At 47.6% G+C, this 19256-nt stretch carries 14 protein-coding genes; 10 read left to right on the top strand and 4 right to left on the bottom strand.

The window, feature by feature from the left end; all coding sequences use genetic code 11:
• Positions 1 to 3: 3 nt before the first annotated feature.
• From murD to DKW60_RS13770, 9 genes are all read left to right on the top strand, one after another.
• Positions 4 to 1350 (top strand): UDP-N-acetylmuramoyl-L-alanine--D-glutamate ligase, encoded by a 1347-nt coding sequence (gene murD / locus DKW60_RS13810; protein WP_109838248.1) that lies wholly within the window; start codon positions 4 to 6, stop codon positions 1348 to 1350.
• Positions 1344 to 2627: a putative lipid II flippase FtsW gene (gene ftsW / locus DKW60_RS13805; RefSeq protein ID WP_109838247.1), complete on the top strand. Its 1284-nt coding sequence runs from the start codon at positions 1344 to 1346 to the stop codon at positions 2625 to 2627. Before murD ends, ftsW begins: the two co-directional genes overlap by 7 nt.
• Positions 2617 to 3729, top strand: coding sequence for an undecaprenyldiphospho-muramoylpentapeptide beta-N-acetylglucosaminyltransferase (gene murG / locus DKW60_RS13800; protein ID WP_109838246.1), 1113 nt, complete (start codon positions 2617 to 2619; stop codon positions 3727 to 3729). Before ftsW ends, murG begins: the two co-directional genes overlap by 11 nt.
• Positions 3726 to 5147, top strand: a complete 1422-nt coding sequence (gene murC / locus DKW60_RS13795; protein ID WP_109838245.1) for a UDP-N-acetylmuramate--L-alanine ligase — start codon at positions 3726 to 3728, stop codon at positions 5145 to 5147. Before murG ends, murC begins: the two co-directional genes overlap by 4 nt.
• Positions 5147 to 6052 carry a D-alanine--D-alanine ligase gene (locus DKW60_RS13790; protein ID WP_109838244.1) on the top strand — a complete coding sequence of 302 codons (906 nt, stop codon included), beginning with the start codon at positions 5147 to 5149 and terminating at the stop codon, positions 6050 to 6052. The genes murC and DKW60_RS13790 overlap by 1 nt, the downstream gene beginning before the upstream one ends.
• A gap of 3 nt (positions 6053 to 6055) precedes the next feature.
• Positions 6056 to 6880: a cell division protein FtsQ/DivIB gene (locus DKW60_RS13785; protein ID WP_109838243.1), complete on the top strand. Its 825-nt coding sequence runs from the start codon at positions 6056 to 6058 to the stop codon at positions 6878 to 6880.
• An 8-nt stretch (positions 6881 to 6888) separates the two neighbouring features.
• The gene (gene ftsA, locus DKW60_RS13780; protein ID WP_109838242.1) at positions 6889 to 8127 is read left to right on the top strand and encodes a cell division protein FtsA; all 1239 of its coding nucleotides are present in this window, start codon (positions 6889 to 6891) and stop codon (positions 8125 to 8127) included.
• 97 nt (positions 8128 to 8224) lie between these two features.
• A complete protein-coding gene (ftsZ, locus tag DKW60_RS13775) occupies positions 8225 to 9376 on the top strand; it encodes a cell division protein FtsZ (RefSeq protein ID WP_109838241.1) in 1152 nt (383 codons plus the stop codon).
• A 71-nt stretch (positions 9377 to 9447) separates the two neighbouring features.
• The gene (locus DKW60_RS13770; RefSeq protein ID WP_219988762.1) at positions 9448 to 9855 is read left to right on the top strand and encodes a PGPGW domain-containing protein; all 408 of its coding nucleotides are present in this window, start codon (positions 9448 to 9450) and stop codon (positions 9853 to 9855) included.
• Between the two features lie 63 nt (positions 9856 to 9918).
• Here DKW60_RS13770 and DKW60_RS13765 read toward each other — a convergent pair whose 3' ends face one another.
• From DKW60_RS13765 to smc, 3 genes are all read right to left on the bottom strand, one after another.
• Positions 9919 to 10134 carry a PA3496 family putative envelope integrity protein gene (locus tag DKW60_RS13765; RefSeq protein WP_109838240.1) on the bottom strand — a complete coding sequence of 72 codons (216 nt, stop codon included), beginning with the start codon at positions 10132 to 10134 and terminating at the stop codon, positions 9919 to 9921.
• Between the two features lie 117 nt (positions 10135 to 10251).
• Positions 10252 to 10908 (bottom strand): cell division protein ZipA C-terminal FtsZ-binding domain-containing protein, encoded by a 657-nt coding sequence (locus DKW60_RS13760; protein ID WP_109838239.1) that lies wholly within the window; start codon positions 10906 to 10908, stop codon positions 10252 to 10254.
• A 30-nt stretch (positions 10909 to 10938) separates the two neighbouring features.
• On the bottom strand, positions 10939 to 14448 hold the full coding sequence (smc, locus tag DKW60_RS13755; protein WP_109838238.1) for a chromosome segregation protein SMC: 3510 nt from the start codon (positions 14446 to 14448) through the stop codon (positions 10939 to 10941).
• Between the two features lie 152 nt (positions 14449 to 14600).
• Between smc and purL the strand changes: the two genes are divergently transcribed.
• Positions 14601 to 18494 (top strand): phosphoribosylformylglycinamidine synthase, encoded by a 3894-nt coding sequence (purL, locus tag DKW60_RS13750; protein ID WP_109838237.1) that lies wholly within the window; start codon positions 14601 to 14603, stop codon positions 18492 to 18494.
• An 83-nt stretch (positions 18495 to 18577) separates the two neighbouring features.
• On the opposite strand, the gene DKW60_RS13745 is transcribed toward purL, so the two are convergent.
• Entirely contained in the window at positions 18578 to 19225 is a 648-nt protein-coding gene (locus DKW60_RS13745) for a hypothetical protein (RefSeq protein ID WP_109838236.1), read from the bottom strand.
• Positions 19226 to 19256 lie beyond the last annotated feature (31 nt).

Raw genomic sequence — 19256 nt, 5'->3', positions numbered from 1 at the left:
ATTATGCAACGAATTGAGCAGATAAATTGGCATACACTGATCGTCGGTCTTGGAAAGACCGGGTTGTCGGTTGCGCGTCATTTATCGACGCAAGGCGTTGCGTTTGCTGTGATGGATACTCGTGAAGTGCCACCATCGTCAGATACTTTAGCCGAAGAGTTTCCGGAAGTGCCTCGTTACTTTGGCGGCTTTGATGCTGATGTGATGTGTGAGGCAAAGCGTTTAGTGGTGAGCCCCGGTATTCCACTGGCGACACCAGAAATTGAAAAAGCGCGCTCACTAGGCATTGAAGTAGTGGGTGATGTCGAGCTATTTGCTCGCGAGGCAAAAGCCCCGATTATTGCTGTCACTGGTTCTAATGGTAAGACGACCGTTGTGACATTGCTTGATTTGATGGCTAAGCAAGCCGGTGTCAAGGTTGCGACGGGTGGCAATATTGGCATGCCGGCACTTGAGCTGTTAGATCAGGCTGATACTGAGCTATACGTGCTTGAGCTTTCCAGCTTCCAGTTAGAGACAACCTTCAGTTTGAACTGCAAAGCTTCCTGTATTCTGAACATAACAGAAGATCATTTGGACCGGTACTCAGGTCGCATGGATTTGTATGCAACCGCCAAAGCCAAAATTTATGACCACTGCGATTACAAAATCGTTAACCGTGATGATCCATTAGTGGTGACTGCTGCGGGTGATAAAGACATCATTACATTTGGTGTAGGTGTACCGAATCAAGGCGAGTATGGCTTAGCCGATAACGAGGGCAGGACATGGTTAGTCAAAGGTAAGCAGCCTTTGATTTGTAAGGATGATCTAAAAGTGGCCGGTCAGCACAATGAGATTAACGGACTAGCAGTTTTAGCAATGGCTGAGGTTGCTGGCATTCCTTTAAGCCCTTGTCTTGAAGTACTGAGAGAGTTCACCGGTCTGGAACATCGCACACAGTGGATTGCTGAGTACAACGGGATCAACTGGTTTAATGATTCAAAAGGTACTAACGTTGGTGCGACTGTCGCGGCGATGACTGGCCTGACAGGAAAGACGGTATTACTGGCTGGCGGTCAGGGCAAAGGTGCTGACTTTACGCCGCTTGCTGATGTGGTTCGCCAGTATGCCCGGGCAGTGGTCCTGTTCGGCGAAGATGCTGAAGTGATTGCCTTATCGCTAAAGGGCGATATTCCAATCGTTTTTGCACGCAATATGGTGGACGCAGTAACGCAGGCGAAAGATCTGGCACAGATTGGTGACAATGTGTTGTTATCTCCGGCCTGTGCCAGCTTCGATATGTTTGATAACTATGAGCAGCGCGGCAATGTGTTTGTCGAGACTGTCAAGAGGGTGGTGCTATGTTAAAGCGTATCCTTGCTGACTTTTACCCGGAATGGGAGCGTTATATTGATCGTGCGTTATTGATCAATATCATGCTGCTAATTGCCTTGGGCACGGTCATGATGACCTCAGCGTCGGTTGCTATCGCCGAAAAGAATAACGGTAACGCCTACTTCTACCTGAATCGCCAAATGGTATTTTTGGTATTAGGTGCTGTAGTTGCTTACGTGACTTACAACTTTAAAATGTCAGTCTGGCAGAACATGGGGCCAGCGATTTTGGTTCCTATAATCATATTACTGGTTGCTGTTCTGTTTATTGGGCGTGAGGTGAACGGTGCACACCGTTGGATTGGTGTTGGTTTCGCATCGATTCAGGTCTCTGAAATAACCAAAGTCAGCTTTATTTTATATATGGCGGGCTATCTGGTGCGTCATGGGAAAGACCTTGCGGAGTCAAGCTCCTATAAGCCACTGATCATGCCACTGCTGGTGATTGTGATTATTGATACCTTATTGATTTTAGAACCTGACTTCGGAAGCGTGATCATGATCACGGCGACTGGTTTGGCGTTGTTGTTCTTGGGTGGCGTGAAGCTGCATCGTTTGTTGTTCTTATTCACTATTGCAATTGTTGCTATGGTCGGCATGGTGATGGCCGGCGGCTATCGCATGGCTCGTGTGATTGCGTTCCTTAACCCTTGGGAGCATGCACAGAACAAAGGTTACCAAACCGTTCATTCCTTGATGGGAATTGGTGATGGCGGTTGGTTCGGAACTGGTCTGGGCGCAAGTGTGCAGAAGTTGTTTTACCTTCCGGAAGCACATAATGACTATGTGTTTGCAGTGCTCGCAGAAGAGTTCGGATTCGTGGGTATTGTTCTCACCTTAGCCCTGTTTGGCTGGTTGGTTCAGCGATCATTTGTGATTGGCTTTAATGCGGATAAAGCCAAGCTTCACTACGGGGCATACGTCGCTTACGGCATCGGTTTTTGGTTGGGCTTTCAGGTACTGTTCCACATTGGTGTGAACTTGGCGATATTGCCACCTAAAGGTTTGACGCTACCATTTATTAGTTACGGTGGTAGTAGTTTATTAAGCATCATGATTGCAATGGCATTGCTGATGCGTGTGCATCGCGATACGCAGATTGCATTGTTCGGCTTGTCTGAAAAAGAGTTGGAACGTGAGAAGCAACGTAAGCAGTCAGTGGCGGCACGCAAAGTCCCGTCAAAGCGAGCAAAAACGATGAAAAAACGCAAAGCACCTGCAAAAGTCGGAGGCGCGTTTCGTGGAAAATAAACGTCCGGTATTGATTACTGCAGGTGGAACTGGTGGCCATGTGTATCCGGGTTTAGCAGTTGCGCGTGCGCTACAGGAACAGGGCGTTCCGGTGGTTTGGATGGGGACGCACAAAGGTTTGGAAGCGCGTGTGATTCCGGAAGCAGGCATTGAAATGGCTTGGCTTGATGTGACAGGTTTGCGCGGAAAAGGCGTGATGGCATTAGTGCTTGCACCCTTCAAGCTGGTAAAGGCCTTGTATCAGTCAGTCGCGATTATGCGTAAACACAAGCCGGTTGCCGTATTAGGCATGGGTGGCTTTGTGGCAGGGCCGGGAGGCTTGGTTGCTTCATTGATGAAGATTCCGGTCGTGATCCATGAGCAGAATGCAATTCCGGGACTAACGAATCGTCTGTTGAGTAAATTCAGCACTAAGGTGTTAGAAGGCTTCCCGGGAAGCTTCACGCAGGCTAAAGATAAAGCAGTGCCTATCGGTAACCCGGTACGCAAAGATATTGCGGGATTACCTGCTCCGGCTGAGCGTATGAAGCAGCACGGTGACAAATTACATCTGCTGATTATTGGTGGCAGTTTAGGTGCTCAGGCATTGAATGAGACAGTACCAGTGGCATTGGCTCAGCTGGATGAATCAATCCGTCTTGTAGTGAGACATCAGGCGGGTCGCGATAAAGATGCAATGACTCGTGAGTGTTATGAGAAGGCATCGGTTGACGCGCAGGTGAGTCCGTTTATTGAGGATATGGCAGAGGCGTATGGTTGGGCAGATCTTGTCATCTGTCGTTCTGGTGCGTTGACGGTGGCGGAACTTGCAGCAGCAGGGTTAGCCTCGGTATTAGTACCGTATCCGTATGCGGTTGATGATCATCAAACAGCCAATGGATTGTACTTGTCCGAAAATGGTGCAGCGATTTTGTTACCGCAAACAGATTTAACTGCTTCTGCTTTGGCAGAGCACTTAGAAAAAATGATGCAGACGCCAGAGCGTTTGTTGCAAATGGGTGAAAGAGCCCGTGAGCTTGCCCGTCCGGATGCAACGGCTGAAGTCGCCGCAATAGTTGCAGGATTGGCAGATTATCGATTTAACACAGAGGTTGTGGCATGAAGCCAGCTAACGAATTAGCCCGTAGACGTATCAAGCAAATCCACTTTGTGGGGATTGGCGGCTCTGGTATGGGCGGTATTGCTGAGGTGATTTCAAATCTTGGCTATCAGGTAACGGGTTCGGACATTGCGCAAAGTGCCATGACGGATCGCCTGAGAGACTTGGGTGCGATAATTCATATTGGTCATGCTGCTGAGAATATTGCTGGCGCTAATGTAGTGGTTATTTCATCTGCGGTCAGCGAGGACAATCCTGAGGTACTGGAGGCACGTGCTAACGGTATTCCGGTTGTTCCTCGTGCTGAAATGCTGGCTGAAATCATGCGATTCAGTAATGGTATCGCGGTTGCCGGTACACACGGAAAGACGACGACTACAAGCTTGGTGACAAGCCTCTTAGCAGAGGGTGGTTTAGATCCAACCTTTATTATCGGTGGTTTGCTTCACAGTACCGCGAGTAACTCTCGCTTAGGTAGTGGTGAGTATCTGGTGGCAGAAGCGGATGAGAGTGATGCGTCATTCTTGTTACTAAAGCCAATGATCTCTATTGTCACCAATATCGATGCGGATCACTTGTCCACGTATGACGGTGATTTCGAAAAGCTAAAAGCGACCTTCGTGGAGTTCCTGCATCACTTACCTTTCTATGGTTTAGCCGTGATGTGTGTGGATGATGAACACGTCTGTGAAATTCTGCCGGAAGTGTCCCGTACCATTGTGAGCTACGGGATTCATTATGATGCTGATGTACGAGGTACGAATGTTCGTTATGACGGAGCAAAGAGTTATTTCACGGTAGAGCGTAAAGATAAGCCGTCATTGTATATCGAGCTGAATATGCCGGGTGAGCACAATGTATTGAATGCATTAGCTGCAATCGCAGTAGCGGCTGAGATTGGTGTCAGTGATGATGCGATTCAGCGTGGGTTGACGAACTTTCAGGGTGTTGGTCGTCGCTTTAATTGTTACGGTGATATTGAAACGCCAAACGGTAAAGTCATGCTAGTTGATGATTACGGCCATCATCCAACTGAAATGGCCGCGACCATGAATGCGGTACGAACTGCCTGGCCAACACGTCGTATGGTGGTGTTATTCCAGCCGCATCGTTTTACACGTACGCGTGATTTGTTTGAAGACTTTGCATCAGTGCTATCTGAGCCGGATGTGTTGTTGTTGATGGATGTTTATGCTGCCAGCGAAGAGCCCATCGCTGGTGCAGACGGTCGTTCACTTTCTCGAGCGATTCGTAATCGAGGCAAGGTTGATCCGGTATTTATTGCGAATAACGATGACATTCTGGAGAACCTGCAACATCAGCTGCAGGACGGTGACGTGCTATTGACTTTGGGAGCAGGAAGCGTCGGTGCTATTTCCGCAGCGTTGCCTAAGCAACTCAGTGTTGGAGGCGAAGGCTGATGTCTGATTTCGGTAAAGTTGCGGTATTGCTGGGAGGTTGGAGCGCAGAGCGTGAAGTATCCCTAAACAGTGGTGCAGAAGTGCTGGAAGGTTTGCGTGCTCAGGGTGTGGATGCACATCCGGTTGACGCAGGTCGAGATGTGCTGGAAGTACTAAAAGCCGGTAACTTTGATCGTGTGTTTAATATTTTACACGGCCGTGGTGGTGAAGATGGTGTCTTGCAAGGAGCCTTAGAGCTGCTGCAAATTCCTTACACCGGTTGTGGCGTGATGGCTTCAGCGATCAGTATGGATAAGCTGATGACCAAGCGAATTTGGACTGGCTCTGGGCTGGCAACCCCAGCATTTGCCATGTTAGATGATGATACTGACTTTGATCAGGTTGTTGCTGATTATGGTTTGCCACTGATGGTAAAGCCAGCTGACGAAGGTTCCAGCGTGGGCATGACGAAAGTCACCAGTGCAGAACAATTACCGGGTGCGTATCAGACCGCACGTCAGTATGATTGCCAGGTTTTTGCTGAGCAGTGGGTTGATGGTACGGAGTACACGATTTCGATTGTTGGTGACACGGTACTGCCAATTATCCGGGTGGAAACGGATAGTCAGTTTTATGACTACGAAGCGAAATACAAGTCGGATGACACACGCTATTTTTGCCCATGTGGTTTGGAGGCAGAGGCCGAAAAGAACATGCAGCAATTAGCGAAACAAGCATTCGATATGCTTGGCGCTAAAGGCTGGGGGCGTATTGATTTAATGCAGGACACTAATGGCAAGGCTTGGCTAATTGAACTGAATACCAGCCCGGGCATGACAAGTCATTCATTGGTGCCAAAAGCGGCCGCTGCTGCAGGCATTAGCTTTGGTGAGTTAGTCGTGAAGATATTGGAGACCTCGAGGTAATTTATGGCAACTCAGGCACCTAAAAAGAAACGCCCGCAGGCTACGCGTCGCAAGACCGTCAAGCAGCCTATTGCGCAGCGTTGGAAGCCAAATATCTCTGTCAATTGGGGAAGGGTTTCTGCATTTTTGTTGATGCTTGCGCCATTGTTGTTAATTGCTGCGGGATACATTTGGATAAATCGTCCGGAGAATCTGACGATTCAATCGGTAGAAGTGACGGGTGATCTGAAGTACCTGAATCAGGATGAGCTACAGCCGATTATCGAGCCATTTGTTTCGACGAATTTGTATCTGCTGGAAGCTAAAAATCTGGAAACCGAGCTGGAGTTCAATACTTGGGTTTACTCGGCATCAATGACAAAGTTGTGGCCGGATAAATTGAGAATCACCATCCATGAAGAGCGTCCTATCGCTTTTTGGGGTGAGGACAGCATGCTTAATGAGTTTGGTGAAATCATTGATGCACAGCTACCGGAAAAAATGGGTCAGTTGCCAATTTTGTTTAGCCCTGAAGACAATGGGCGAAACATGGTTGAGAACTACCTGAAAGTTCAGGAATGGACGCGAGATTTTCCTGCCAAGATTGTTGAGTTCCGTGAAGATTCTCGTGGTTCGTGGCAGTTGAAGTTAGCAAGTGGGTTAATCGTGAATATCGGCCGTGATCAGCAGGAAAAGCGGTTACGCCGGTTTGTTATTGGATACAAGGAAGAGTTGGTCGATCTGATCAACAAAGTTCACACAGTGGATCTGCGCTATACCAATGGTTTTGCAGTGAAGTGGAAAAGTGACTGGCAACTCAAACAAGAAGCCAGCAAGAAAAAGGGGTAGTACACGGCATGTCACGTAACGGTGGAACAAGTTTGGTAGTCGCTTTAGACATTGGAACGTCTAAAGTTGTAGCGCTCATTGGTGAAGTGGCGGCTAATGGTGAAGTAGAAATTGTTGGTATCGGCAAGAACCCATCACACGGCATGAAGAAAGGCGTGGTGGTGAATATTGATTCCACTATCGAGTCGATTCATCGTGCTGTGGAAGAAGCGGAACTGATGGCCGGAGTGAACATTAACTCTGTGTTTGCCGGAATTGCCGGAAGTCATATTAGCAGTCTGAATTCTCACGGAATTGTCGCGATTAAAGACAAGGAAGTGACGGAAGCTGACCTTGAGCGAGTGATGGATGCCGCGAGAGCGGTGGCGATTCCTGCCGATCAGCGCATCTTGCACGTGTTACCGCAAGAGTATGTGATTGATGATCAGGATGGCATTCGTGATCCGGTTGGCATGGCAGGTGTGCGTTTAGAAGCACGGGTGCATTTGGTAACCGGTGCTCAGAGTGCCGCGCAAAACATTATTAAGTGTGTGGAGCGTTGTGGTCTTGATGTGGATGATTTAATTCTTGAGCAGGTAGCGTCAAGTTACGCAGTGCTTGAGGAAGATGAAAAAGAACTGGGCGTATGTCTGGTAGATATCGGTGGTGGAACCAGTGATATCGCGGTATTCCTGAACGGCGCAATCCAGCACACAGCGGTTATACCGATTGCGGGTGACCAGGTAACCAATGATATCGCAGTCGCGGTACGTACACCGACTCAGTTTGCAGAACAACTAAAGATCCAGCACGGCAGTGCCTTACGCCAGCTGATTACGGAAGAAGAGATTATTGAAGTGCCGGGTGTGGGTGAGCGTGAACCAAGAACGCTATCAACCCAGACTTTGGCATCGGTGATTGAGCCTCGTTATGAAGAGCTGTTTTCATTGATTCTGGCAGAACTGCGTCGCAGTGGTTACGCCGAGCGAATTGGTGGCGGTATCGTGCTAACCGGTGGCTCATCAAAAATTCTGGGCGCAGTGGACTTGGCGGAAGAAATTTTCCACATGCCAGTGCGTTTAGGGTCGCCTCGTAAAGTAGGTGGTTTGAAAGGGGAAGTCGATAACCCAATCCATTCGACAGGCGTTGGTTTGCTGATTTATGGCGCGCGCCAAATGGCTGCCGGAACCGGAAGTGGCACGCTTGTGTCAGGTTCGTCAGATAGTTTGTGGGAACGTATGAAGGGCTGGTTTAACGGAAATCTTTAGAAGCTCGTAAAAGGGATAGATTCCAGGTCACGAAGGGCTTAGGAAAATAATTGTTAGTCACATTGAATTGATAGAAGAAGATTAAAAGGAGAAAGGCATGTTTGAGATTATGGATACAGATGGCCAAAGCGCGGTAATTAAAGTTGTTGGCGTTGGTGGCGGTGGCGGAAACGCTGTTCAAAACATGGTGGATTCTGGCATTGAAGGTGTTGAATTTATTTGTGCCAATACGGATGCACAAGCGCTGGAAGGTTCAGGCGTAAACACTTTGCTGCAGTTAGGTAACTCATTAACCAAAGGATTGGGTGCTGGTGCTAATCCTGAAATTGGTCGTGAAGCGGCGTTGGAAGACCGTGAGCGTATCAAGGAGTTGATTACAGGTACTGATATGTTGTTCATCACGGCCGGTATGGGTGGTGGAACAGGTACAGGTGCTGCTCCGGTTGTTGCTGAACTGGCACGTGAGCTAGGTATTCTGACGGTTGCGGTTGTTACCAAGCCTTTCCCATTCGAAGGACCTAAGCGTATGCAAGCTGCTGAAGCTGGTATTGCTGATCTGGGTAAGAGCGTTGACTCTTTGATCACCATTCCTAATGGCAAGTTGCTGACTTCTTTAGGCAAGAACATCACATTGCTAGACGCATTTAAAGCAGCTAACAATGTACTACTAGGCGCAGTTCAGGGTATTGCTGAGCTAATTACTCGTCCTGGTTTGATCAACGTGGATTTCGCGGACGTGCGCACAGTAATGAACAGCATGGGTCAGTCCATGATGGGTACTGGTAGTGCTTCAGGTGAAGAGCGTGCAACGAAAGCAGCGAAAGCAGCGATTTCTAGCCCGCTACTGGATGATGTAGATCTGAACGGTGCTCGCGGTATTCTTGTAAATATCACGGCTGGTTTGGATATGGGTATCCACGAGTTTGAAGAAGTGGGCAGCGCGATCCGTGAGTTTGCTTCTGATGAAGCGACAGTGGTAGTTGGTACCGTTATCGATCCTGATATGACGGATGAGATCCGTGTAACAATTGTCGTCACTGGTCTGGATGGACCGGTTTCCTCAACTGCAGCGGCTGCTCCACAACGTCAGGCAACCACACGTTTACGTCCTGTACAGATTGAGCAAACTCAGAAGAAAGTTGCGGGTAGTGATGTGAATCCTACAGTAGCGCAGCCTGAATCTAAGAGCTCAGGTTCTGATAAAAACTACCTGGATATCCCGGCGTTTTTGCGTAACCAAGCTGACTAAGAGCTTGTCGTAATATCGATTCAATGTTTTCGTTGGCGGGAATATCCGCCAACGTCTTTTTGGTGAGCTGAGTGTTTGGATTAGATTCAATAAACCCCGAATGGTTTGTCACTATCGGGCTTATCTCAATTGCCATGTTTGTTTTGACATTGCTTATCGTGCCAATTGTCATCGTAAGAATTCCTGAAGATTACTTCAGTGACGAACAACGTCATGTAAGTCGTTGGGCCAGCTTTCATCCCGTACTACGGTATCTGCTGATCGCTCTGAAAAACATTGCCGGCTTTATTCTGCTGCTGATGGGAATTTTGATGTTGGTGTTGCCCGGACAGGGCTTATTGACGATATTTTTTGGGATAGCCCTGATGGATTTCCCGGGAAAATACGCAGTAGAGCGTCGTTTGGTTTCATATCCAAAAGTGCTGCATTCAATCAATTGGATTCGCAAGAAAGCCAATAAAAAACCACTACTCATTTAGAGAATGCGAGACCGCCAGTCCTGCGACTAATCAGTCTCTGGTCATAGTTTTTATTGTGATGATTTAGTCTAATGGATAATCGTCATCGAAAACATCCTGAAGTTTTCTCTCGAGTGCCTTTCGTTCAAGATAGTCTTCGATATTTCGTCGTAGCACATGCGGCTTAGGCTTATTCTTTTCGTTCTCTTTGCCGTTCTTAGATTTATTATCCATGACTCGGATTGAGTCATCTGTCGCTTGAAAAATACTATCAAGTACCTGCTTGTTGTCTGTCATCATGCCAAACTCACTTTGCCCTTTGGGCTGTTATTATTGTTATTTGAGCGTTATGGCTTCGATTATCAGAGAGGTAAGCTTAACGAGCGCTGAGTCAAGCTTACCTTTTATCTTGCGTTTTTAGTGGTCTAGCGAGTCAATCAGGTCTTGATAGTCGGTTTTACTAAAGGTTTCCTGATTGCCGTTTTTCAGTGATCCGCCGAGATCTGTCGCGATCATCTGCGTAGTTGACACTAAAATCTCGATAGCATCGCGATCATCCAGAGGTGTTGGTAATTGCATCATCACCGATAATCCCGGTGTTTCTGAGTCTTTCAGGTCATCCGGATTTAGTGTCCATGGCTGAATGCCATTGGCGATACTAAACAGCTTCGATGGCACACCATCTTCTTCAACCGGATAATGAAACAAATCCATTTCACCGAACTTGAGGTGATATTGAGGCAGCACCTCATTGATTTTGTTACCGTCGAGCATCTTGCCTTCTTCTGAAGCAATAAACAGAACTACCTGACGCGGCGTTACAGCCTGCTTACGCTCTTTAGTCGGTGGGTCTGAAGCGGTAATGGTTTCTTCGACCACAACCGGCGTAGAGCCATCTGTCGCAGGAATGTCTTCCATAATGGAGGAGGTTACTTCGCCGAAGTCATCATTGATTCTTGGAATCGAGTTATCTTGTTCTTTCGGAAACCTATTCTGTGAGATTCTTCCCATTATATACAGGGCTATCATGACGATAATGCCTGCAACGGTAATCAGAATACTAACTATGTCCATATTGCTTTCCTTCACTCATCGCTTATTTTGTTATGACTGAATCATTCTTGACGCTTCATCAACATCAACAGCTACCATTCGGGATACACCCGGTTCACGCATCGTAACACCAATTAGATTTTCCGCTAATTCCATGGTTGTCTTATTGTGCGTGATAAAAATGAATTGTACTCGCTGTGACATATGTTTTACCAGCTCACAAAAACGACCAACATTAGCTTCATCCAATGGTGCGTCCACCTCATCCAGCATACAAAATGGTGCCGGATTCAATTCAAAGATCGCAAACACCATCGCGGAAGCGGTCAGGGCTTTTTCACCACCTGATAATAACTGAATGCTACTAATCCGCTTGCCCGGTGGTCTGGCCATAATCGAGACGCCGGTGGTTAGCAAGTCATCACCCGTCATTTCAAGATATGCCTGGCCGCCGCCAAATAAGCGAGGGAACATATCCTGAATCTTCGAGTTGACCTGCTCAAAGGTGTCTTTAAAGCGCCCGCGTGTGTCTCTGTCAATTTTCTTGATCGCACTTTCGAGAGTCTCCAGTGCTTCAGTCAGATCTGCATGCTGCTCATCCAGATACGTTTTTCGTTCGCTTTGCGTATCATATTCTTCAATGGCCGCAAGGTTGATCGCACCCAAACGCTGTATCTTTTGTTTGATCTCCTGCAGCTGCGTTTGATGAGATTCAATCTGCGCTGCAAGATCCATTTCTAACTGCAAGCCTTCAGGATCAAACTCAGTTTCTGCCAATTGCTCGGTCAGTGTTTCATGACGGACATTGACACTTTGCCAATTGAGCTTCAGCGTTTCAATACGTTCACGTAGCTTAACCACTTTTGACTCGGCTTCGCTTCTGGCGAGTTCTTTCTGGCGAATCTCCTGATCAATATTTGAGAGTGACTCTCTGGCATCTTTTAGTTCAGTCTCTGAGAGTTTGCGCGCACCAAGCGCATCATCCAATTGCAGCTGTAGCTCACTTATCAACACCTCATCAAGCTGAGCATCTTGCTGACTCAATTCACGCTCTTGTAAGTGTTCTATTTGCAATGTGATGCGGGAGACTTGCTGCTCACTGTTTTGCTTAGCACTACGTTGTGTTTCTATTTGAATCTGCAAGCCTTGATATTGGTTGAGGCTGCTCTGCAATGACTGTCTGCTAAGCGTGACTTGTTGCTCCAGATCGTGCTGTTGCTCACGTAATTGCTCGATCGTCTCATTGAGCTGCTCTATCTGTGCCTGTGCCAATTCCTGAGCGTCTTGTGAGGCGAGCAAGTCCTCTGCATCTTGCTCTTGTTGCTCAGTCAGTTCTGTAATTTCTTCGCTAAGCCGCTGCTTAAATTGCTGTTGTTGAATTTGTTGTTGCTCAAGGCTGTGTAACTTAGCGTTGATTTCGCTTTCTTCGCGGTGCAAGGCTTGCTGTTGCTGTTGCAATGTTTTTTGCTGATCAGCAAGTTGTTGACGTATCTCCTGATTACTTTGCAGCGATTCCTCAGTGCTTTCCAGCAAGACCTGATCGTCTTCTAACTGTTGTTGCAACGCCTCGATATCTTTTTGACGAGCCAGTACACCACCTTCGTTCGACTGATGGCTGCCACTGAGTCGCATCCAGTGTTTAGCGAAGCAACTACCATCGGGGGTAATGAGTCTCTCGCCTGCTTGCAGGCTATTTTGCCGAGCTAGCGCACTCTGATGATCTGCCACACAGTAGACCATGGCGAGTAATGGCTTAATTGACTCAGGTTGTTTGATCTGTTGCGCCAGGCTATCGCTTGGGTAGTCCGCTGAACCTTGTGGTGACGCTGCCAATAATAATTCCAGTGATTGAGTACAGCCCGCGTCAATAATTTGTGCTGCTTGCCTGCTATCCGGAAGCTGCAATGCCTCCAGTGTTGGCCCAAGAAGAGTCTCAACGGCTTTTTCCCACTCGGGGCTCACCTCAATCTGTTCTGCAAGCCGTGGCAGCTGATCTAGCTTGTGTTCTCTTAACCAAGTATTTAGTTGTTTTTTATCTTTCCCAAGCTCCGCTTGCTGCAAGGTTTCCAATGAGCTGAGGCGACCCTTTGATTTTTGAATCGCACTGCGTAACTGATCCTGTTTTTGTTGTTGCTCACGGTACTGTTGCTGCCGCTCCGTCGCTTTAGCTTGCGTATCTTCCAGTGTCAGGATTGCTTCTTGTAGTTGCTCGGCAAGCACTGCTTGCTGTTCACGGATCGCATCCAGATCTTCTGCATCAGAGTCTTTGTTCTGTTGATCAGATTGCTGTTGTTCCAGACGAGCCAAGCGCTGTTGGTTGCGATTAATTTGCTGCTGAAGTTGCTCGCTTCGGCTTTTTTCAACGCTCAGCTGTCGGCTAGGCTCAGCAATTTGCTGCTGCAACTGCGCCCATTGTTGCTTCCATTGATTCAGTACTTGCTCTGCACGGTCCAGTGCTTCTTGCTGAGTTTCTTTGACCTCAAGCAGTTCCTCGGCTTGTGGCTCCAATAGTTCCAAAGAGGAGAGGGCATCAGTCAGGCGCTCTTCATCATGCTGAAGGTGCATGCGGGCACTGGCCAGTTCCTGCGCTAATTGCTCACGTTGCTGTTTGTCACGTTGCACGATCTCATGTTGATGACGAATCTGCTGTTCAAAGCTTGATACCTTAGCACCCGCTTCATATACACCTGCCTGCACCTGATTAAAATGTGCATTTGCTTCGGTTTGTTTAGTACGCAGTGTTTCCAGCTGGGTCTCAATTGAGCGTTGCTCTGTTAAGTGTGTCTCGTGTTGTTTTGCCTGTATATTGATTTCTTCTTGTTGGCTATGGCGTTCTTTATCGACGGCTTGTAACTGCAGGTAAATCAGCTCTGCGCTTAACTGACGTTCCGTCTGTTTAAAATCCCTGAATCGCTCTGCAGCACTGGCCTGACGCTTCAATGTGCTGAGTTGCTTATCAATCTCCTCTTGTAAATCAGTGAGTCGATCAAGATTGTCACGTGTCGCGCGAATACGATTCTCAGTCTCGCGACGTCGCTCTTTGTATTTGGATATTCCGGCTGCTTCTTCAATATAAACACGCAGCTCTTCAGGCTTAGCATCGATCAAACGCGAAATCATGCCTTGCTCGATAATGGCGTAACTTCTCGGGCCTAAACCGGTACCCAGAAAGATGTCGGTAATATCACGACGTCGGCAACGTGAACCATTCAGAAAATATTTGGATTGACCATCACGGCTGATTTGACGCTTGGTAGAAATCTCACTGTATTGTGCATATTCGCCGCCAAGACTACCGTCAGAATTATCAAACACCAGTTCGATAGAGGCTTGGCCGACTTTTTTACGGGAGGAGGAGCCGTTAAAAATAACGTCTTCCATTGAGGCCCCACGCAGGTGCTTAGCCGATGACTCACCCATTACCCAGCGCACGGCGTCGATGGTGTTGGATTTTCCACAGCCGTTCGGACCCACAATCGCAGTCAGATTACTGCGCATTTCAAAGGTAGTCGGGTCAACGAAGGATTTAAATCCAGCCAGTTTTATCTTGCTAAGGCGCATTCAGAGACGAGTTGCCATTATTGTGATTTTCAATAGGGGGCTAATAATAAGTAAGCTACCCGTTATTTGCACGAAAAAATTAAAAATCAGCATTCAACCCAGCGCGCAGATACACTATTATAGCGAATCCATTTCTAACGATGTAGCCAACCATGTTGATTATCCCCGGTGGCAGAGCCTTTTCCGACTTTATTCAATCCAAATTACTGACTCAGTTACAAGGTGTAGTGCCTGCTGTAACCGCTGTCCACGCACGCTATCAGCACTTAGCTGATCTTGAGCAAGACTTGGATGCGCAGCAAACTGAACTGCTTGATAAACTCCTGAGCTATGGCGAAGAGCAAGATACAACGACACCGTCGGGCGAGTTGTTTTTGGTTGTGCCACGTCAAGGGACTATTTCTCCTTGGTCGAGTAAGGCGACAGATATTTTGCATAACTGTGGGTTAAGCACCGTTTCAAGAGTAGAGCGTGCAACGGCTTATCACATCGAGACGAGTGCCACGCTAGGTGATGAGCAAAAATCGCTTATTTCGGAGCAACTGCATGACCGCATGATGGAAAGTGTGCAGTTTGATTATAACAGCGTTGAAGCGCTATTCAGTCACGCTGAACCTGCAGAGCTTCGTTACATCGATTTAGGTACAGATGCCCAAACAGCCTTAAATGATGCAAACACCGAACTGGGTCTAGCACTCTCGCCAGATGAGATTGACTACCTAGCTGACAATTACGCAGCGCTAGGTCGTAACCCAACAGACGTTGAGTTGATGATGTTTGCACAGGCAAACTCAGAGCACTGCCGCCATAAGATTTTCAATGCGGATTGGATTATCGACGGCAAGCCAGAAGCAGAAACACTCTTCGGCATGATTCGTAACACGTACAAGTGCTCACCAGATGGCGTATTGACCGCTTACAGTGATAACTCATCGGTTATCGAAGGCCCAGCGGCAAGTCGTTTCTTCCCGCAATATGGCAGCAATGAATACGCGCATCACGATGAGCCTGTTCACATGCTTATGAAGGTTGAGACACACAACCACCCGACTGCGATCTCTCCATTCCCAGGTGCAGCCACAGGTTCTGGTGGTGAAATTCGAGATGAGGGCGCGACAGGTAACGGTTCTAAGCCGAAAGCAGGTCTGTGTGGTTTCTCAGTATCGAACCTAAGAATTCCAGAATACGAAATGCCGTGGGAAGTAGACTACGGTCGTCCAGCGCGTATTGATTCAGCGCTTAACATTATGTTGGAAGGCCCAATCGGTGCAGCAGCATTTAACAATGAGTTTGGTCGTCCAAACCTTTGCGGTTACTTCCGAAGCTTTGAAGCAGAAGTGCCAGGCCCTAAAGGCATGGAGCTTCGCGGATATCACAAGCCAATCATGTTGGCAGGTGGTCTAGGTAACATCCGTCCAGACAACGTCAAGAAGAAAGAGCTACCAGAAGGTACACCAATCGTTGTGCTAGGTGGCCCAGCGATGTTGATCGGTTTAGGTGGTGGTGCAGCGTCGTCAATGGCGAGTGGAACCAGTGCTGAGAAGCTAGATTTCGCATCGGTACAGCGTGGCAACCCAGAGATGGAGCGTCGTTGTCAGGAAGTGATCGACCGTTGTAACGCGCTTGGAAATGACAGCCCGTTATTGTCGATGCACGATGTGGGTGCAGGTGGTATTTCTAACGCGATCCCAGAAATTATTAATGATGCTGGTCGTGGTGGTAAGTTTGAACTACGTTCTGTACCAAATGCTGAGCCGGGCATGGCACCAATGGAAATCTGGTGTAACGAAGCGCAAGAGCGTTATGTGTTGGCGGTTGATGAAACTAAGCTAGCGCAGTTTGAAGAGATTTGTCAGCGTGAGCGCGCGGTGTATGCCGTGGTCGGTCATGCGACGGAAGATCAGCACTTGTTAGTTGCGGATTCAAACTTCGACAACAAGCCTGTTGATATGCCAATGAACGTACTGCTTGGCAAGCCGCCAAAGATGTTACGTGACGTGAAGCATGTTGAGTTTGAACAGCCTGAGTTTGATTACTCGCAGATTGATCTAGCAGAAGCGGTTGAGCGTGTACTACGACTACCAACGGTTGCGTCAAAGGCATTCCTCATCACTATCGGTGATCGCAGTATCACGGGTATGGTTCATCGTGATCAGATGGTTGGTCCTTGGCAGGTTCCTGTGGCTGACGTTGCGGTCACTGCAACGGACTATAAGTCGTACACAGGTGAGGCAATGGCGCTAGGTGAGCGCACGCCGATTGCATTGGTTAGCCCAGCAGCGTCTGGCCGTATGGCGATTGGTGAAGCGATTACTAATATCGCAGCAGCGAACATTGGTGAGCTATCGAAGATGGTGTTGTCTGCTAACTGGATGGCCGCAGCCGGTCACGACGGTGAAGATGCAGCGCTTTACGACACAGTACGCGCGGTGGGTGAAGAGATTTGTCCTAAGCTGGGTATCTGTATCCCTGTGGGTAAAGATTCGCTATCAATGAAGACGGTTTGGCAGCAGGGTGATGAGCCTCGCGAAATGACCTCACCATTGTCATTGGTTGTGACAAGCTTCTCGACGGTTAAAGATATTCGCAACACGCTAACGCCTGAGTTACGCACAGACAAAGGTGACACGAAGCTGTTGCTGATTGACTTGGGTAAAGGCGAAAACCGCATGGCAGCGTCTGCGTTGTCACAGGTTTACTCTAAGGTTGGTAAGTATGCGCCTGACTTTAAAGACACTGACATGATGCTTGGTTTCTTCGAAGCGGTTCAAACGCTCAGTGCAGAAGGCAAGTTGTTGGCTTACCACGATCGTTCAGACGGTGGTCTACTGGCAACGGTAGCTGAAATGGCATTTGCAGGTCATACAGGTGTGTCTGTTGAGCTTGAAGCAGTTGCAGCTAATGCAACACAAGCGCTATTCAACGAAGAGCTGGGTGCAGTGATTCAGGTTAAAGCAGATGAGCTTGCAGCAGTTGAAGCGGCATTTGCTAAGGCTGGAATCGCGGATTACGCGCATGTGATTGGTCAGTTAAATGACTCCGATACGGTTGAGTTTAGCCTGTCAGGTGAGACGGTCTACAGTAACTCACGCGTGACCTTGCAGCAGTACTGGTCAGAAGCGAGTTACCGCATGCAGGCGCTACGTGATAACACGGAATGTGCTGATCAAGAATTTGAGCGCATTGCAGATGCTAACGACACCGGTTTGTTTGCAGATCTAAGCTTTGACGTAAATGAAGATGTCACGGCTGATCTGGTTGCTTCAGGTAATCGTCCAGCGGTTGCGATCTTGCGAGAGCAGGGCGTTAACGGTCAGATTGAAATGGCAGCGGCATTTGATAAAGCAGGTTTCCGTACCGTTGATGTTCACATGACTGACGTATTGAGTGGTCGCGTATCGTTTGCAGACTTCAAAGGCCTCGTGGCTTGTGGTGGTTTCTCATACGGTGATGTACTGGGTGCTGGTGGAGGTTGGGCAAAGACTATTTTGCACAGCGAAAAAGCGACGCAAGCATTCAGCGAGTTCTTTACCCGTGAAGACACGTTTGCATTGGGTATCTGTAACGGCTGCCAGATGCTGTCTCAGTTGAAAGACATGATTCCGGGTGCATCGCACTGGCCATCATTCCACCGCAACCACTCTGAGCAGTTTGAAGGGCGTGTGGCGATGGTTGAGGTAATGGACTCTCCATCTATTCTACTAAAAGGAATGGCTGGCTCTAAGATGCCGATTGCGGTTGCTCACGGTGAAGGTCGTACTGTGTTTGATGAGGGTGTAACACCTGAGTCAGTGCTAGCGAATCAGCAAGTGTCATTGCGTTATGTGGATGCACAAGGTCAAGCGACTGAGCACTACCCTGAGAACCCGAATGGTTCGGTGGGTGGTTTCACTGGTCTAACGAGTGATGATGGTCGTGTGACGATTATGATGCCTCATCCTGAGCGTGTGCAGCGTGCTGTGACGAACTCTTGGTATCCTGATGAGTGGGAGGAAGATGGTGCTTGGATGCGTATGTTCCGTAATGCGCGTGTTTGGGTTGGTTGATGAAAATAAATTAAGTGTTTTTTATTATGCAGATACAAAAGGGAGCAGGCAGTGCTTCCCTTATGTGTGAGTTGTTTTAAAAGCTAGTGTTTGCTACTTGAGGATAGTTGCTTTTGTTGACTACTTAAAATATTTTTTTGTTTTTCTAGTCCAATGCTAAGTTCTTCACATACACGCTGTCTGACATCATATTTGACATTGAACTTATATAGATGCCTAGTGACGAAGAGTTTTAATAACATTAGTGCTAGGTTGTTTCCTTTTAGGTCTTTATTGAAATCTGCGATAGAGTTACTGCTTAAGCCATTCGGGAAGTCCAACTCTATCGCAGTATTTATAAGTCGTTTACCTATTTGTGGGTCATCTTCATATACTTTTTTGAATATATTAGTTAGATCTTTGGAAGCAACACTGTTAGCTGCTTTTTCTATGAAGCTTAGAGAAATCATACTTGCAAAGTTAAAGACGATTTTTTTCCTAAGAAGTGTGATGTCATCTTTTGAAGCATAGCCATTTTTTTCAATCGCTTCTTGTACATGCTCTTCTATGACATCAGTGTATTCATTGAACCCCTGCATCAAGCAGTTTAATGATCGCAGCCCTAGGTTGTATGTTTCCTCTATTAACTCTACCTTTAAAGGCCCGTCAAGGGATCCATAATAGTTTTTAGCTATTTGCCCTAATATTTCCATAAGTTTGAATGATAGGTTTATTTTACCAAAAATATCCAACTGTTTTATATCGAGTTATGATTGAAAGTAG

Source organism: Leucothrix pacifica (genome assembly GCF_003172875.1).
Classification (GTDB): Bacteria; Pseudomonadota; Gammaproteobacteria; order Thiotrichales; family Thiotrichaceae; genus Leucothrix; species Leucothrix pacifica.
The sequence above is the reverse complement of the archived record's forward strand: the minus strand, read 5'-3'. Positions and strand labels throughout refer to the sequence as shown.

What these genes read in the sequence shown, in the direction of transcription:
- murC (WP_109838245.1), top strand. Translation starts at nt 3,726, where the DNA reads ATGAAGCCAGCTAACGAATTAGCCCGTAGACGTATCAAGCAAATCCAC.
- smc (WP_109838238.1), bottom strand. Translation starts at nt 14,448, where the DNA reads ATGCGCCTTAGCAAGATAAAACTGGCTGGATTTAAATCCTTCGTTGAC.
- ftsZ (WP_109838241.1), top strand. Translation starts at nt 8,225, where the DNA reads ATGTTTGAGATTATGGATACAGATGGCCAAAGCGCGGTAATTAAAGTT.
- DKW60_RS13760 (WP_109838239.1), bottom strand. Translation starts at nt 10,908, where the DNA reads ATGGACATAGTTAGTATTCTGATTACCGTTGCAGGCATTATCGTCATG.
- DKW60_RS13785 (WP_109838243.1), top strand. Translation starts at nt 6,056, where the DNA reads ATGGCAACTCAGGCACCTAAAAAGAAACGCCCGCAGGCTACGCGTCGC.
- ftsA (WP_109838242.1), top strand. Translation starts at nt 6,889, where the DNA reads ATGTCACGTAACGGTGGAACAAGTTTGGTAGTCGCTTTAGACATTGGA.
- murD (WP_109838248.1), top strand. Translation starts at nt 4, where the DNA reads ATGCAACGAATTGAGCAGATAAATTGGCATACACTGATCGTCGGTCTT.
- ftsW (WP_109838247.1), top strand. Translation starts at nt 1,344, where the DNA reads ATGTTAAAGCGTATCCTTGCTGACTTTTACCCGGAATGGGAGCGTTAT.
- DKW60_RS13790 (WP_109838244.1), top strand. Translation starts at nt 5,147, where the DNA reads ATGTCTGATTTCGGTAAAGTTGCGGTATTGCTGGGAGGTTGGAGCGCA.
- DKW60_RS13765 (WP_109838240.1), bottom strand. Translation starts at nt 10,134, where the DNA reads ATGATGACAGACAACAAGCAGGTACTTGATAGTATTTTTCAAGCGACA.
- purL (WP_109838237.1), top strand. Translation starts at nt 14,601, where the DNA reads ATGTTGATTATCCCCGGTGGCAGAGCCTTTTCCGACTTTATTCAATCC.